The organism is Pseudoflavitalea rhizosphaerae (genome assembly GCF_003991355.1).
GTDB lineage: Bacteria > Bacteroidota > Bacteroidia > Chitinophagales > Chitinophagaceae > Pseudobacter > Pseudobacter rhizosphaerae.
On sequence record NZ_RCSU01000001.1, the window covers coordinates 328,390 to 344,366 of the forward strand.

Below are 15,977 nucleotides of genomic sequence, written 5' to 3' on the forward strand. Positions count from 1 at the left end.
GTATGATTATCGTTTTCTTGAAAAAGCCATCATGAATATCAAACCGAGCACGATCCCGATCATCAATCCCACTCCCACTTTTTTGATCAGCTTGCCGATGATCAATCCGATGATCATGGCGATGATGAAGTAGATCCTTGTCTTATCAGTTCCCGATGCGGAAGTACTCATTTTTTATGGTTCGATTTATTCAATGCGATGATATTGGCCAACAGGCGGTAAGCGCCGGGCACACCTGCGGGTAATTCCCGGAAGAATACCAGTCCCGTATACACGAATTTCCCTTTACCGTGGTCCGCAATGATCAGGCTTCCTTTCTGGTCTGCCTCATTGGGATCAGCCATCGAGAGCGGGCTTTGGAAAGCAGGATCGATCTGGTCCGCGAAATAAATGCCACGCTCCTGGACCCATCCTTCAAAATCCTTATCAGTGATCTTATTGGGATAATTCAATACAGGATGATTGGGCAGCAGGAAATTCACTTTCGCCGTTTCATCGGTTACACGTCCGCGTGTAATGGCAAAAGGATAAGGCCCTATGCCACCTTTCACTGAACTGATATTGTTATTGGTATTGTACTGTACGATGAGGTTGCCGCCGTTTTTCACATACTCCATCAGTACATCATATTTTGTTTTGAGGAAGCTGTGCACATTGTAAGCGCGTACACCGGTGATGATGGCATCGAACTGCGTAAGATTGGCGGGGAAGATGTCTTTTTCTTTCAGGATGCTTACCTCGTAACCCATTTGTTCCAGTGCGTAAGCTACTTTATCACCTGCGCCATCGATATACCCTATCTTCTTACCGGCGGTTTTGAGATCGAGGTTGAGGATCTTCGCATTGTCCTGGTAATAATAATGGATTGGGGGAATATGATCATAGTTGATGCTTACCAGGTGCAGCCAGGCGGGCTGTTCCGCTTTTCCATTTTTAAGATCAACAAATACCTGTGCATTATCCTGCACGATATCTTTCATATGGGCATTACCGATAGTGAAGCCATAATTTTTGCTGAGCCCCTTGCCAATATTGAAGGCGGAATCTTTTTGGGATTCGCTGATGTTCTTGATCCGGTTGGTGATGGTGGCTTTGTAGTTACTGAAATCCTTATTGGCGGTTACTTTTACGGTAAGCTCCGCATTTTGTTTCTGCTGTTGTCTGAATACGATGATATCCGGACCCGTGGTAACGGTGGCCGGTGGTACGATGATAAGCGGACGATAGAGCTCGCCTTTCACGGGATCGGTGAATTTGTATTGCACCGGTCTTGCATAAGCTAAGTTCAGTCCTTCGATGGTCACATTGAAGGTGACGGTGTAGGCAGGCAGGCTTTCCGGTCTGCCGATCAGGTTCTGATCGTTCACTACAAAAGAGCCGGTGGTCATTTTCTTTTCCAGCCAGTAAGGTTGTGATACGGGTTTATTGGCGAAAACATAGAGCGGTCTGTTGAAAGTGAAGTTCTGATTGGGCGCCAGTTCCTTGTTCACGGCTTCATCCAGCATATCCACTTTTATACTGTTGAGCGTGATCTTTTCACCCAGCCTGTTGTTGGCAACCAAATTGAGCCTGATGCTATCCCCCTGTACTGCAAACTCTGTATTGGCAGTTGCTTCCAGCCAGAGCCCGGCGCAACGCGCCATCAGGTCCTGCACTTCCTGCAGCTTTTGTGTTTTCCAGTAGCTGTCTGTAAGTCCTGAAATTTGCTGGTACAAACCAGACAATGGTTTGATCATTTTTTCCGGATGCTCTACGGGCCAGGCCCCTTGTGCAGCTTCGTTGAAGAAATCATTGATGGATGAGATCAGGCTCTTGTCTTTTTCACTGGCATTTACCAGGAGCCTGTTCCAGTTGGTGCTCACTCCATCCATGAGATCCTCCTTTGCAGGATCTCCTGCCGTGAAGGAGAAGAATTCTGTGCTGGCGCCTCTTGCAGCCGGCACGCCAAATCCCTGGCTCTTGTGCTGGCTGCGGCTTTGAGCGGAGATCTCTCCATAGCTTTTGCCCAGGGCAGGATTGTATCCCCCTACATCCAGTTTCAGTTGATCATTACTGGTAGTATTGTTGCCTCCGAAATTGAAGGTATTCCAGAATATGCGTTTGGCCTGCCAGGGCTTTACGCCGAATGTAAACTGTTCAGGGAATCTTTTTGGATCGGCGGCAGCTTTGAAAGCTTCCTGTGCAATCACAGCTGATGCGGAGTGATGGCCATGACCAGCCCTGCTATCCGGCGGGAATCGGGTGATGATCACATCTGGCTGGAATTTGCGGATCACCCAAACGGCATCGGCCAGTACTTTTTCTTTATTCCACATGCTGAGGGCTTCTTCGGTGCTTTTGCTGAAACCGAAATCGTAAGCGCGGCTGAAAAACTGCTCTGCGCCATCCACTCTTCTGGCGGCCAGCAGTTCCTGTGTGCGGATCAGGCCGAGCTCGATGCCCTGCTCATCGCCGATGAGGTTTTGTCCGCCATCGCCGCGAGTGAGGCTAAGGTAACCGGTACGGTACAATCTTTCCCTGGCGAGATATGCCAGCAATCTTGTATTCTCATCATCCGGGTGGGCAGCAATATACAATACGGAGCCCAGCACATTCAGTTTTTTGAATTGCTGCTGAAGGTCGGCAGCAGAGTAAGAAGCAGGTGTTTGAGCAGCGGCATTGAATGCCTGCGAACAAAAAATCAAGCAAAGGAGCAGCTGGAGGGGTCTACATTCTCTCATTCAGTAAATGATTTTTTAGGAAGCAAATTCCGGGGCCAAAGATAAAGGCGATGAGCTTATTGCCCTACCATAAATACAGCATTGGCAAGCAGGAGCTTTCCATTCTCCCAAAAACTGCGGAAAACGGGGTTATCCGCCAGGTAGATCACTGCGCCGCCACCCTGGTCCTGTACACCGAACAATAAGCCGTCTTTCAGCCTGTCCCTGAGTTTGAAGCCAACGAAGCCGGATACCTGCGCACTCTTTTTTATAACGCCAACATTCCAGCCCATGCCTTCCTTAAAGAAATCATAAATATTATCATCCTGTTTGAGGGTAAAATAAGTGGAGTCGTACCCAAAGGCGAGCGGGTGTGAATTATCCATTTCCACTTTGAAGATGGAACCGGGATTGAAATTGGGAAGATAATCGCGCTCGCGGTTCTCGTATTTGCGGAGCAAAGCGTAATCCTCTTTCTTTTCATCTTTCTTCTCGTCATCCTTCTTTTCTCCGTCTTTCATTTTGATGCCCCATTCATTTTTCGCCAGTGCAGCTACAGCGCTTTCCAGCGCAACAAGTCTGCCGCCACCGCTCACCCATTCTTTCAGCATTTCATGCGTGGATTTACCGAAACTGTTGTAACCGCCATCAGGCAGGATGAGGACATCAGTTTCTTTCAATACTTCTTTATTGAGGTTATTGATCCAAACCACGTTGAGGGGGTATCCGATCACTTCGTCGAAGTAATGCCAGATCTCTCCCATGCCCAGGGAGGAGATGCCATCACCGGCGAGTAATACCACCCGCGGCGCCTTCAGCATCCTAACGCGGTCTGAGCCGAGATCGAATCCTTTCTCAACAAAACCGGAACCGATGGGATAATAGATCTGACCAGCCTTGCGCGAGGCTTCATTGATTATCTCCGTCAGTTTCGCATCGTGGATATTGTTGCTGGTGCGGGTAACGATCAGCGTTCCTTTTTCAAACTGCTCTCCTGCCGCAACGAAAGGTTGTTCGGCATAGCGCACTTTCACTTTTTGTTTCAACAGTTCAGACAGGAAGCGAACACTGCTTATACCTGTCCATTTAATGGCGTAAGCCACTGCTGGCGTATTGAGCGGCTTGGCTGCCCTGGCAACCGGTGGGGTCTGCGATCCGTTAGTAACATAGGCATTCAGTCCATAGGTATTGATGCCATATACAAAGGGAAGGCTCCATGCTGTGATATCATAAGTAGCAGAGTCGGTCAATTTGGATGTGCGTTCGAACAATACCTTGATCAGATTGGCATTGCTCTGGTTTACGTTGATGATCACATCGCCGCTCTCCGCTTTTGTTGTTTCATTTTTATTGGAGAAATAATTCAGTCCGGTGAAGGAACCGCCGGAAACAAAGGAGTATTCGATATTATTCCTTTCCAGCAATTCCCTGAGCCGTTTCAGGCGATCACTTTCATCAGCTTTCAATAGCCAGGCCTTGAATTGGCCGGGAGGATTGCTGCGGGCGTTGTCGTAGTACTTTTTGAATTCCTGCACCAGTCTTGATGCGTGGTCTGAACTGGCTTCGATGGTACTCATACCGGTTGTGTAATGATGGTGGAGCCTGTCCCACAATGTAAGCGTATCGCCGTCTTCATTGATCACTGCAGCGCCTCCGCGGCTATGGCCGCCCTGTTCGTAGGTCATGCCGATAGCGCCTTTATAGATGGGATAGGTATCACCGTAGCTGGGATAGAAAAGATCGAAACGTTCTTTGGTGAAGAAGAGCCAGCCGTTCTGATCGAAGTAGCGCGCATTGTTGCGGCCGATCAGGATCTGGAACTCGCGCTGCCAGGGAGTGATCACTTCATGGAAGGGCTCGGCAGCGGGCGCAAAATAATAGGGTTCATTGAAACCCTGTTCATGAAAATCCACATGCACCTGCGGCAGCCATTTGTTGTAAACAGCCATGCGCTGACGGGATTCCACCTGTGTTTGCCAGGCCCAGTCGCGGTTCAGGTCAAAATAATAATGATTGGGTCTTCCGCCCGGCCAGGGCTCGATATGTTCGCGGGTGAAGGGAACAGGATTGGCCTGTTTGCCCACTACGCTGTTGAACCAGTTCACATAACGGTCACGGCCATCCGGGTTCACACAGGGATCAACCACCACAACGGTATTTTTGAGAAAGTCTTTTGTTCTGTTATTGGCGGGGTTCACCAGTTCATAAAGGGTGAGCATGGCCGCTTCCGAAGAAGAGGTTTCATTACCATGCACATTATAGCTGAGCCAGACGATCACGGGAGCATTTTCTTCAGGAGCTGTTTTATCTCCGGAATTCCCTGCCAGGCGGAGATTGTTGGCGCGGACCTGTTCCAGCCTGGCGCTGTTCTCGCGCGATGCCACAAATACCAATAAGAGAGGTCTTCCTTCATTGGTAAGGCCATATTGTTCCACTTTCACCATATCCGGCGCGGCTGAGGCCAGGTATTTACAATAATTCACTACATTGAAATGAGGAGTATAACGGCTTCCTGTTGCGTAACCCAGGAACTGTTCAGGGGATTTGACCTGTGCAGTTAGTATGAAGCTTGTCAGCATCAACAGCCAGGTAATGTAGATCTTCTTCATATAGAAAAGAGTATGATCTGTGAAAATAGAAATAACTTCCTAAAAAAGAACATCCCCGCTCATGGCGGGGATATTCTTTTTCTCATGTGTATGTAGTTCTTGGTGTCTAACCAGGAATTACTTGTGTATATTGAAAGTAATAAAAGAATATGAAATTACCATGAACCCCTATGCATTTGATTGTTTTCTTTTAATAATTTTAGTGCGGAAAACAATATGTATAAGTGTTTATATATATTCAAACCAGACCATAACATGAGAACTCCATTTTTATCCCTCCTGACCCTGGTATTTTTGCTGTCTGCCTGTACGGGTAACCGCAAACTCAGTAACGCAGGAATCAATGCTTATCAGTATTCTGTACAAAAAAATATCCAATGCCGTAATGGCGCAGTAGTGAGTGCGCATCCGCTGGCGAGTGAAGTGGGCGTATCCATTTTGCGCAAGGGAGGCAATGCCATCGATGCAGCTATTGCCACTCAACTGGCGCTGGCAGTAGTGTATCCCGGCGCCGGCAATATCGGAGGAGGCGGTTTCCTGGTAGGCTATCTCGCGGGTGGAAAAACACTGGCAATCGATTATAGGGAGAAAGCGCCTGGCGCTGCGCACCGCGACATGTACCTCGATGCCAATGGCAATGCCAATACCCATCTCAGCCAGGATGGCCATCTGGCCGCCGGCGTTCCCGGCACCGTGGCCGGTCTGTTCACATCCTCCAAATACGGTAAACTACCTTTCAAAGACCTGATACAACCCGCCATCGATCTGGCTGAAAAAGGATTTGTGATCACCGAAGGGGAAGCACGCGGGCTCAATCATTCAAAGGAATCCTTCGTCAAACTCAATACCATTTCTCCTGCATTTGTGAAAGACCAACCCTGGAAAGCCGGGGACACCCTCATACAAACCGATCTCGCCAATACGCTTAAACGCATCCGCGATAACGGACAGAAAGGTTTTTATGAAGGAGAAACAGCAAAGCTGATAGTAGAAGAGATGCAACGCGGCAAAGGCATCATCAGCTATGATGATCTAAAAAATTACGAAGCGAAAGAAAGAGAGATCGTGAGCTTTCCTTATAAAGGATACACTATTCTCACCATGCCTTTACCTTCCAGCGGTGGCATCTTATTGCCACAGATGATGAAAATGATAGAAGACAGGAATGTAAAAGCGATGGGCTTCCAGACAGCCGCTTCCGTTCAACTCATGACCGAGATCGAGCGCCGCGCCTATGCAGACCGCGCCAAATTCCTGGGAGATGCGGACTTCTACAAAGTGCCCATTCAAACACTCACCAGCGACGCCTATGCAAAGCAGCGCATGAAGGATTATGATCCCGCCAAAGCCGGCACCAGCACTGCCATCCAGGCCGGACAGATCCCTGAAAGCGAAGAGACCACCCACCTCAGTGTATATGATAAGGAAGGCAACGCAGTAGCCGTTACCACTACGCTCAATGGAAGCTATGGCAGCAAGACCGTTGTTGGCAGCGCTGGATTCTTACTCAACAATGAAATGGATGATTTCAGCGTAAAGCCCGGCGTACCCAATATGTACGGGGCCGTTGGTGCAGCTGCCAATGCCATCCTGCCCGGTAAACGCATGCTGAGCTCCATGACGCCAACGATCGTATTGAAAGATCAGAAACCTTATATCATTGCCGGCACACCCGGCGGCACCACCATCACCACTTCCGTTTTTCAAACCCTGATCAACCTGCTTGAATTCGATATGAGTGTGAACGATGCCGTGAACAAACCCAAGTTCCATCACCAGTGGCTGCCCGATGAAGTTTTCGTGGAGCGCAACTTCCCCATTGCAGTGCGTGAGGAATTGCAGAAGATGGGCTACAAGATCCGCGAGCGTGGCCAGATCGGAAGAACAGAAGTGATCCGCATCCAGGCTGATGGTGCGATCGAAGCTGTGGGTGATCATCGTGGCGATGATCATGCTGCCGGTTTCTAAGCTCCTTTTAACAAAGATTTCGGAGAGCTGCCAGTCGCTCGCCTCCCGGCGAGTGACTTATATTTGCTCGCCTCCGGCGAGCGGGAGGCTTCACAACAATAATCCTAATTTTCAAATTGTTGAACTATGAGCAAGACTTTGGGAAATGAATTGATCCAGACAAGTATCAGGCGCTTCAAAGCACAAAAACAACTGGCCGATAAAACTTTTGAACAATTATCCGACGCAGATTTCCACTACCGGCCCGATCCCGGCAGCAATAATATCGCCATCATCATACAACATATGGCCGGCAATATGCTCAGCCGCTGGACCAACCTCCTCACGGAAGACGGGGAAAAATCCTGGCGCAAGCGCGATGAGGAATTCGAAGACCAGAACTATTCGAAAGAACAGTTATTGAAAATGTGGGAAGATGGATGGAACTGTTTGTTCAATACCCTGCAAAGCCTCAAAGAAACCGACCTCCTCACGGATGTGTATATACGTAAAGAACCATTGACAGTTACCGATGCCATTATCAGGCAGATGGCGCATTACCCCAGTCATGTGGGCCAGATAGTTTATTTGGGAAAGCAGATAAAGAAAGAGGAATGGAGGAGTTTGTCAATTGAGAAAGGACAGTCTGAAAACTATAACAACGCACCTGGCATCAAAGACCCTGCGAAGCAATTCTAAAGACTGCTGGCAGTCGCTCGCCTCTGGCGAGTGACTTGTATTCCGTCGCCTCCGGCGACGCGGTGTTCGCCGGAGGCGAACAAATAGAAGTCACTCGCCAGAGGCGAGCGACTGCCAGCTCTCCGCACTTTTTAGTCAGCCCCGGGTGGGCTGCGGGCACACGCTGATCATTCTTTATAGATCTTAATCGTTACATTACCATCACGGTCAACCGAACCTCTATACATCCCTTCCGTATTGAATGGCATGGTAAAATTGCCTGCTTTGTCAACGGCTATGAGACCTCCATCGCCGCCCAGGGCAGGCAATCTTTTTGAGATCATTTCGGAGGCAGCCTGGGTAAGGCTCCAGTTGCCGAATTCCATCATATCACTTACTGTCTTTGCCATTACCAGCCTGATGAAGAATTCGCCCCATCCTGTACAACTGATAGCGCAGGTGGCATTGTTCGCATATGTGCCTGCACCGATAATTGGTGCATCCCCTACCCGGCCATAACGTTTATTGGTCATGCCTCCGGTGCTGGTGGCGGCGGCCAGGTTGCCATGAACATCCAGGGCTACAGCTCCGACTGTACCATATTTTGAATCCTTATTCTCCGGTTGTTTCAGACTGGCTTTGGGTTTGCTGCCATGGTCCAGTTCCGTTTTGGTGGAGTCCTGCTTTTTCACGCGCTGCAGTCCATCCCATCTTTCTTTGGTATGGAAATAAGAGGGGTCCACTATTTGAAGTCCCTGCATTTTCGCGAATTGTTCCGCTCCTTTACCCGTCATCATCACATGGGCGCTCTTTTCCATTACGGCGCGGGCGGCGCTGATGGGATTGCGGATGGTGGTAACGCCAGCTACGGCGCCGGCAGCCAGGTTTTGACCGTTCATGATGGCCGCATCCATTTCATTCTTTCCTGCATTGGTGAATACGGCACCCTTTCCTGCATTGAACAAGGGATTGTCTTCCATCACAAGAACAGCCGCTTCCACGGCCTCCAGTGAAGAGCCTCCATTTTTGAGGATGCTATAACCTTTATCCAGTGCGGCTTTCAAGCCATCCATATAGGCGCGTTCCTTTTCAGGCGTCATATTCTTTTTGAGAATGGTGCCGGCTCCTCCATGGATCACCAGTACCGGTTTCACCGGAGTATGAGCAGTATCGTTTTGTGCCAAAGCGCTGTTAAAAAGCATCACCATAAAAAAAGGTATCCATTTTTTCATACGATTGTTGTTTAGGCTGGTACTGCAATGTATGTTTTTTGGCTGGAGATGGCATCTGTAAGCAGGTAATTTGTATTATTAGTGGTACCGAATTTGCTCATGAACCCTGATCGCCTAATTTTGCACCCAATACTCAGAACCTGAGAAAGTTTTGGAAAATATGCCGGACCATTTTGCTGGTCCTGATCGCACTGATCGTGCTGGTATGGCTTGCGCTGCAAACCACACCGGTCCAGAACTGGCTGGTCAAGCAGGTAACCCATCGCCTGAGCAAGGACCTGCAGACCACTGTTTCCATCAGGCATGTGGACTTTGCCCTCTTCAACAAGATGAGCCTGGAAGGTACGCTCATCAAAGACAGGCTGGAAGATACACTGCTCTATGCCGGGGCCCTCAGGGTGAATATTACGGACTGGTTCTTCTTTAAAGACAAGACAGAACTCAAATACCTGGGCCTGCACGATGCAGTGATCCATCTCAACAGAACAGATTCCATCTGGAATTACCGGTTCATTATCGATCATTTCGCCGGCCCCAAAGAAACCTCCTCCGGAAAAGGATCTATCAATCTCGATCTCAAGACCATCGATCTCAACAATGTGACCCTGCACCAAAAAGATGCATGGAGAGGAGAAGACCAGCTCCTCCGTATCGGTTCGCTCGATATCGACGCCCAACATGTGAGCCTCGCCGACAAACAACTTTTTATCAATACTATCGTGATTGATAAACCGCTTTTTGCCATCCTCAACTATGATGGCAACAGGCCGGATTCCCTTCGTCCCAAAAGAGTGGACACCACCTATACCAATGACCCCGATCATCTCCGCTGGAATGCCGGCAACTGGGACATCCGCATCGCCAATCTCAGGTTGAAGGACGGCACTTTCAAATCCGATGTGCAAAACAGCCGGAAGCCCTATGATTATTTCGATGGTGCGCATATCCAGTTCAGTGATATACAGGGAGATTTCCGGGATGTGCGCTTCAAACAGGATTCCATTACCGGAAAGATCAAACTCAGCACCATCGAACGCAGCGGACTGGTGGTTAAGAACCTCAACGCCAATCTTAAATGGCATCCTGAGGCCATGGAATTCCATAACCTCGATCTCCGCACCAACCGCAGCCATCTCCATCATTTCTTCGCCATGCGCTACAATACTTTCGATGATATGAGCGACTTCATCACGAAGGTGCGTATGGAAGGCAACTTTGACGAAGCCTATCTCGACAGCGACGATATCGCCTTCTTTGCCCCGGAAATGAAAGAATGGAAAAAGAAAGTAAGGATCAATGGGAAGGTCAGAGGATCGATAGACAATCTCTCTGCCAGGAAGATCACTATCGAATCAGGACAGAACGCCTATTTGAACGGGAATATCAGCCTTCGCGGCTTACCTGATATCGACAAGACTTTCATCGATTTTGAAGCCACCGATTTCCGGACCACCTATAAGGATGCGATCACCATTATTCCGCAACTGAAGAATATCACGCAACCACGGCTGGACCATGTAGAGTACCTGCATTTCCGCGGCAACTTCACCGGTTTCGTGAAGGACTTCGTTACCTATGGCACCATCGAGACCAATCTCGGCGCATTGATCACTGACGTGAACATGAAATTCCCTGATGTTGGCCATACCAGCTATAGCGGCAATATCAAAACTACCGGCTTCGACCTCGGCAGGTTCCTGGATGTGCCGCAGCTCGGCAGGATCTCCTTCCAGGGAAGCGTGAACGGACAGGGGCTCCGCACCGGTAACCTCAACGCCAAACTGGATGGAAAGATACAATCGCTTGAAGCTAACGGTTACGACTACCGGAATATCGAAGTGAAAGGCACTGTGGCCAAACGCCTCTTCAACGGAGAACTGATGGTGAACGATTCCAACCTCGTCGCCAAACTCAATGGACTGGTCGACTTCAGCCAGCAACTACCCGAATTCAATTTCAATGCAGATATCAGTAAAATGAACCTGAAGAACCTGAAACTGGCGAAAGACAGCATTGAAGGTTATGGCAAATTCGATTTCGATTTCACCGGTAATAATATCGATAACTTCTTAGGAACAGCACGCATCTACGACGCTTCCGTGTTCAAGAACAGCCGCCGTATCTCATTCGATTCATTATATGTTGAATCGAAAGTGATGGGCAACAACAAAGTGATCACCGTACTCAGCAATGAGTTCGATGCTGCACTGGTAGGCGATTTCTCCATCATGGAACTGCCTTCCGCCTTCCGCTCCTTCCTCAACAAATATTTCCCCAGCTATATCAAACCAGCCACCACCCTGAAGAACGAGAACTTCAGCTTTGTGATCACCACCAAAAAAGTGGAGGACTATTTAGACTTTGTTGATAAGAACCTCGGCGGCTTCAACTTCAGTACAGTAGCCGGACGCATCAACAGCAAGGAGAATATGCTGGACCTGAACGCGGAAGTGCCACAGTTCAATTACAAGAACCTGACAGTTTACAACGTGAGTTTGAAAGGTATCGGGAACCGCGACAGCCTCTCGCTGGAAAGCACCATTGCCGATGTATATATCAACGACAGCCTGCATTTCCCCGGCACCAGTATCAAAATAGGTTCTGCGAATGATCTTAGTCGCGTTACCGTAAAAACCAGCGCCAGTCAAACCATCAATGCCGCCAGCATTGCCGCCAAAGTGCAGACCATGCCCCGCGGGGTACGTATCACATTCGACCAATCCAATTTTGATGTGAATGGCAAGAACTGGCTGATTGAAAAAGATGGAGAAATGGTGTTCAGCGATGATCTCGTGTCTGCTGATGGCGTTCGCATCTATAGCGGCGACCAGGAAATTCTTGTTACCACCCACCCTTCCGATATCGGCAATACAAATGATGTGAGGGTATCGCTGAAAAAGATCAATATTGGCGACTTCGCTCCCTATGTAGTGAAGAAGAACAGGCTGGAAGGTTTACTGAACGCCAATATCGATATCATGGACCCATTCCGGAAAATGCAGGTGGACCTCAGTGGTGAAGCGGAACAGTTCAGGCTGGATGACGACAGCATCGGCAATATAACCCTCAGCGGCAATTACAGCATGCGGTCCGGCATCGTGAACTTCGGTGCCATCAGTAATAATGAAAATTACAATTTCAATCTTACCGGCGCTTATACTATCAAAGACAGCACCAATACAAGACTCCCGCTCGATATCAATGGCGAGTTCACCCATATGCGCATCAAGCTGCTGCAGCAATACCTCTCCGGCGTGTTCAGCGACCTGGACGGTTACGCTACCGGCGGCCTACGCGTATCAGGACCCACCGATGAGCTCAATTATACAGGCCAGGTAGCGCTCAAAGATGCGCAACTGCGCGTGAACTATACCAATGTATTGTACAAGATCCCTGCAGCCAGTTTCGATTTCAGGGACGGCTTCATTGATTTCGGCGCCTTCCCAATCAAAGATGAATTCGGCAATTCAGGTTCCGTATCGAAAGGAATCCTGAAACATAAAGGTTTCGATGATCTCGAATTCGATTTTGCGATGAACACCAATAAGCTCCTGGTGCTGGCCACCAACGGGACCGGCAAGGATGCTTATTTCGGCACCGTGTTCGCCAAAGCGAATATGTCGCTCAAAGGACCACTGGCCGATATGAGGATGGATATCAGGGGCGAGCCGGCAGACAGCTCCAAACTCTATATCCGTTCAGGGCCATCGCGCGAAAGCGGGCAGGCGGACTTCATCGTCTGGAAAGTGTATGGCCGGGAAATGACGCCCCCGAAACAATTCCAGGAGAGTAACCTCACCGTGAACCTGGATATCAGCGCCAATAACTACGCCGATATGTACGTTATCCTGGATGAGCTTACCGGCGATATCATCAAGGCTAACGGTCATGGTAACCTGAAAATCAAAGCCGGCACCGATGGCGATTTCACCATCATCGGCCGTTACGATATCGACAGGGGTAATTACAATTTCAGTTTCCAGAGCTTCCTCCGCAAACCATTTACCCTCCGCGAAGGTGTGGGCAATTATATCCAGTGGAAAGGCGATCCCTACGATGCGGACATCAAGGTGGATGCCGAGTACCACGCAGAGAACGTGCGCTTCAGTGATCTGGGCCTCGATCAGTTCTCCATCCAGGCCGGTACTTCCGGCGGCGTGAACAATGCCGTTCGTAAATACCGTGGCGAAGTGGTGGTAGTGGCCAGTCTCACGGAAAAGCTCATGCGTCCCGTGATCAAATTCGCCATCGAGCTGCCGCAGGGAAGCGCCCTGAAGAATGATCCCGATGCCCTCGCCATCCTGCAACGTATCCAGAATGACGAGAACGAACTGAACAAACAGGTAGCCTTCCTTATTGTGTTCAATAGCTTCGGTCCATTGCAAACCGGCAGCCAGAGCGGCTTAGGCAATATCGCCTTTGAAGGCGTGGTGATCGGCAGCATCTCAGGTATGGTATCCGGCGCACTCAGTAAGTGGAGCTCCAATATCTTCCAGAAGATCTTCAACGACAAGAGCATCAAAGTGAACTTCAACGCTCAACTTTATAGCGGTTATAACCTGGTTGACAATACAGACCGAAACCGGATCAATTACGATCGCAGTAACCTCAACCTCAATATCGGCAAAAGCTTCCTGAATGAAAGACTCACTTTCACTTTTGGATCGGCGCTGGATTTCGGACTGAGTACAGAACAGGTGCAGGCCACCAAGAACCTCCAGTTCCTCCCCGATATCACAGCGGAATGGAAGATCCGCCCCGATGGCAAACTGGTGCTCACCTTCTTCTACCGCGATTCCTATAATTACCTCACCGGCACCGGCGTGGGCGCCAGGCAGAACCGCTCGGGAGCCAGTATCAGTTATCGCCGTGACTTCGATAATTTCGGAGAGCTGTTCCGTGGAGAAAGAAAAAGAAAGCCGAAGGCTGCTGCGCCCCCGGCTCCTAAAAAAGTTGACAGCGCTGACGCTGCAAAAAGAAATTAGTGTGCCCGGAATAGTTAGTGTGTGCCCAATTAGTCAGCGTGTGGCCAAATAGTCAGCGTGTGGCCAGTCGCTCGCCTCTGGCGAGTGACTTGTATTTAGTCGCCTCTGGCGACGCGGTGTTCGCCGGAGGCGAACAAATATTGGTCACTCGCCAGAGGCGAGCGACAGTAACTCCCTGCCATCTCAGCAACTCCCTGCCATCTCAGTAACTCCCTACCCATCTCAGTAACTCCCTGCCATCTCAGCAACTCCCTACCTATCTCAGTAACACCCTCCATCTCAGTAACACCCTGCCATCTCAGCAACTCCCTCCATCTCACCCCCCTTTCTCATCTCAAAACCATTCTACTTATCCTTTCAGGATCTCATGTCCTAATTTATCTCTTTTCGTTTGCAGGTATTTTTCATTATGCACATTCGGTTCGATCTCTATGGGAACAGACTCTACTATCTCCAATCCATAACCGAGCAACCCCGCGCGTTTCTTGGGGTTATTGCTCATGAGACGAAGCTTGGTGATGCCCAGAGAACGCATCATCTGTGCACCGATACCATAATCTCTTTTGTCCATCGGGAAACCTAGGTGCAGGTTCGCTTCCACGGTATCCATTCCATTTTCCTGGAGCTTGTAAGCTTTCAGTTTGTTCATAAGGCCGATGCCTCTTCCTTCCTGGTTCATGTACAGGATCGCTCCTTTGCCTTCCTTCTCTACCATGGACATGGCTGCATGGAGCTGATCGCCGCAATCGCAGCGGAAAGAACCGAGGATATCGCCTGTAAAGCAGCTTGAGTGCACTCTTACAAGAATGGGTTCGTCCTTTTCCCAGGTTCCTTTAATGAGAGCGAGATGTTCGGCATTGGTACTCTTATCGCGGAAGGCTACCAGTTTGAAATGTCCGTATTTGGTTGGCATATCAACACGCACCACTTCCTCGATGAGCGAATCCGTTTTGAGGCGGTACTCGATCAGGTCTTTTATGGAGATGAGTTTGAGATCAAATTTTTTGGCAATCTCCTTCAGTTCCGGGAGACGGGCCATGGAGCCATCTTCGTTCATGATCTCTACCAGCGCGCCACCATAGGGAGGCGGAAATCCGGCGAGACGGGTTAGATCGGTGGTGGCTTCTGTATGTCCTGCCCTTCTGAGTACGCCGCCCTTTTTGGAGCGGAGCGGGAAGATATGTCCTGGACGCGCCAGGGCTGAAGGTTTTGTATTGGGGTTCACCAGCGCCTGGAAGGTCTTGGCCCTGTCATGCGCCGAGATGCCGGTTGTGCAGCCATCGCCAAGCAGGTCAACAGACACGGTGAAAGCTGTTTCGTGTAAGGCAGTATTGTTGTTGACCATCAGGTCAAGTTCCAGTTCATTACAGCGGTCTTCATCCAGGGGGGCGCAGATCAGTCCACGGCCATGGGTGGCCATGAAATTGATGAGTTCGGGGGTGATATTATGAGCAGCAGTGATAAAATCGCCTTCATTCTCACGGTCCTCATCGTCCACCACTACCACAAGTTTACCATTCTTTATGTCTTCAATGGCACTTTCTATGGAATCAAGCATACCTCAAATTTTTGCAAAGTTACTAATAAAACACCCTACTCTGAAGAAGGTTCGGTCCGGACATGATTTACAGCAATCTGTACCCTGAAGAAAGATAAAGAAGCAGCAGAGAACAGGCATCCTTTGTCTTTTCCGGCATGTGCTGCAACGCAGGAAAAATTGTTCTGAAACGGAGATTGGGTAGTTTGAACAGCCCGTTCCCGGGTGTGAATAATATGTTAATGGCTTTTTAACACTTGATATTTTTTCCTGTTACATTTGTTACGTTC

8 protein-coding genes are annotated in these 15,977 nt (G+C 49.3%); 3 read left to right on the plus strand and 5 right to left on the minus strand.

The features are described from left to right. Positions 1–6: 6 nt before the first annotated feature. The 3 genes from D9Y29_RS26465 to D9Y29_RS01275 are packed head-to-tail and all read right to left on the minus strand — an operon-like array spanning position 7 to position 5,308. Entirely contained in the window at positions 7–171 is a 165-nt protein-coding gene (locus D9Y29_RS26465; RefSeq protein WP_164735196.1) for a hypothetical protein, read from the minus strand. Beyond that, positions 168–2,720 carry a PIG-L family deacetylase gene (locus D9Y29_RS01270; protein WP_127124621.1) on the minus strand — a complete coding sequence of 851 codons (2,553 nt, stop codon included), beginning with the start codon at positions 2,718–2,720 and terminating at the stop codon, positions 168–170. The genes D9Y29_RS26465 and D9Y29_RS01270 overlap by 4 nt, the downstream gene beginning before the upstream one ends. Positions 2,721–2,776: 56 nt before the next feature. Next, positions 2,777–5,308, minus strand: coding sequence for a M14 metallopeptidase family protein (locus D9Y29_RS01275; protein ID WP_127124622.1), 2,532 nt, complete (start codon positions 5,306–5,308; stop codon positions 2,777–2,779). Between the two features lie 255 nt (positions 5,309–5,563). Here D9Y29_RS01275 and ggt point away from each other — a divergent pair, with 255 nt between their 5' ends. After that, the gene (ggt, locus tag D9Y29_RS01280; RefSeq protein ID WP_127124623.1) at positions 5,564–7,276 is read left to right on the plus strand and encodes a gamma-glutamyltransferase; all 1,713 of its coding nucleotides are present in this window, start codon (positions 5,564–5,566) and stop codon (positions 7,274–7,276) included. Between the two features lie 126 nt (positions 7,277–7,402). Beyond that, positions 7,403–7,954 (plus strand): DUF1572 family protein, encoded by a 552-nt coding sequence (locus D9Y29_RS01285; protein WP_127124624.1) that lies wholly within the window; start codon positions 7,403–7,405, stop codon positions 7,952–7,954. A gap of 167 nt (positions 7,955–8,121) precedes the next feature. Here D9Y29_RS01285 and D9Y29_RS01290 read toward each other — a convergent pair whose 3' ends face one another. Then, the gene (locus D9Y29_RS01290) at positions 8,122–9,165 is read right to left on the minus strand and encodes an isoaspartyl peptidase/L-asparaginase family protein (RefSeq protein WP_127124625.1); all 1,044 of its coding nucleotides are present in this window, start codon (positions 9,163–9,165) and stop codon (positions 8,122–8,124) included. Positions 9,166–9,338: 173 nt separating this feature from the next. Between D9Y29_RS01290 and D9Y29_RS01295 the strand changes: the two genes are divergently transcribed. Beyond that, positions 9,339–14,150, plus strand: coding sequence for a translocation/assembly module TamB domain-containing protein (locus D9Y29_RS01295; protein WP_127124626.1), 4,812 nt, complete (start codon positions 9,339–9,341; stop codon positions 14,148–14,150). Positions 14,151–14,499: 349 nt separating this feature from the next. Here the strand turns inward: D9Y29_RS01295 and D9Y29_RS01300 are convergent, their stop codons facing one another. Continuing rightward, a complete protein-coding gene (locus D9Y29_RS01300) occupies positions 14,500–15,708 on the minus strand; it encodes a bifunctional 3,4-dihydroxy-2-butanone-4-phosphate synthase/GTP cyclohydrolase II (protein WP_127124627.1) in 1,209 nt (402 codons plus the stop codon). Positions 15,709–15,977 lie beyond the last annotated feature (269 nt).

Bases quoted from the DNA above. Each gene is read 5' to 3' on its own strand.
- D9Y29_RS01290 (WP_127124625.1), bottom strand. From the start codon at position 9,165: ATGAAAAAATGGATACCTTTTTTTATGGTGATGCTTTTTAACAGCGCT.
- D9Y29_RS01275 (WP_127124622.1), bottom strand. From the start codon at position 5,308: ATGAAGAAGATCTACATTACCTGGCTGTTGATGCTGACAAGCTTCATA.
- D9Y29_RS01270 (WP_127124621.1), bottom strand. From the start codon at position 2,720: ATGAGAGAATGTAGACCCCTCCAGCTGCTCCTTTGCTTGATTTTTTGT.
- D9Y29_RS01285 (WP_127124624.1), top strand. From the start codon at position 7,403: ATGAGCAAGACTTTGGGAAATGAATTGATCCAGACAAGTATCAGGCGC.
- D9Y29_RS26465 (WP_164735196.1), bottom strand. From the start codon at position 171: ATGAGTACTTCCGCATCGGGAACTGATAAGACAAGGATCTACTTCATC.
- D9Y29_RS01300 (WP_127124627.1), bottom strand. From the start codon at position 15,708: ATGCTTGATTCCATAGAAAGTGCCATTGAAGACATAAAGAATGGTAAA.
- ggt (WP_127124623.1), top strand. From the start codon at position 5,564: ATGAGAACTCCATTTTTATCCCTCCTGACCCTGGTATTTTTGCTGTCT.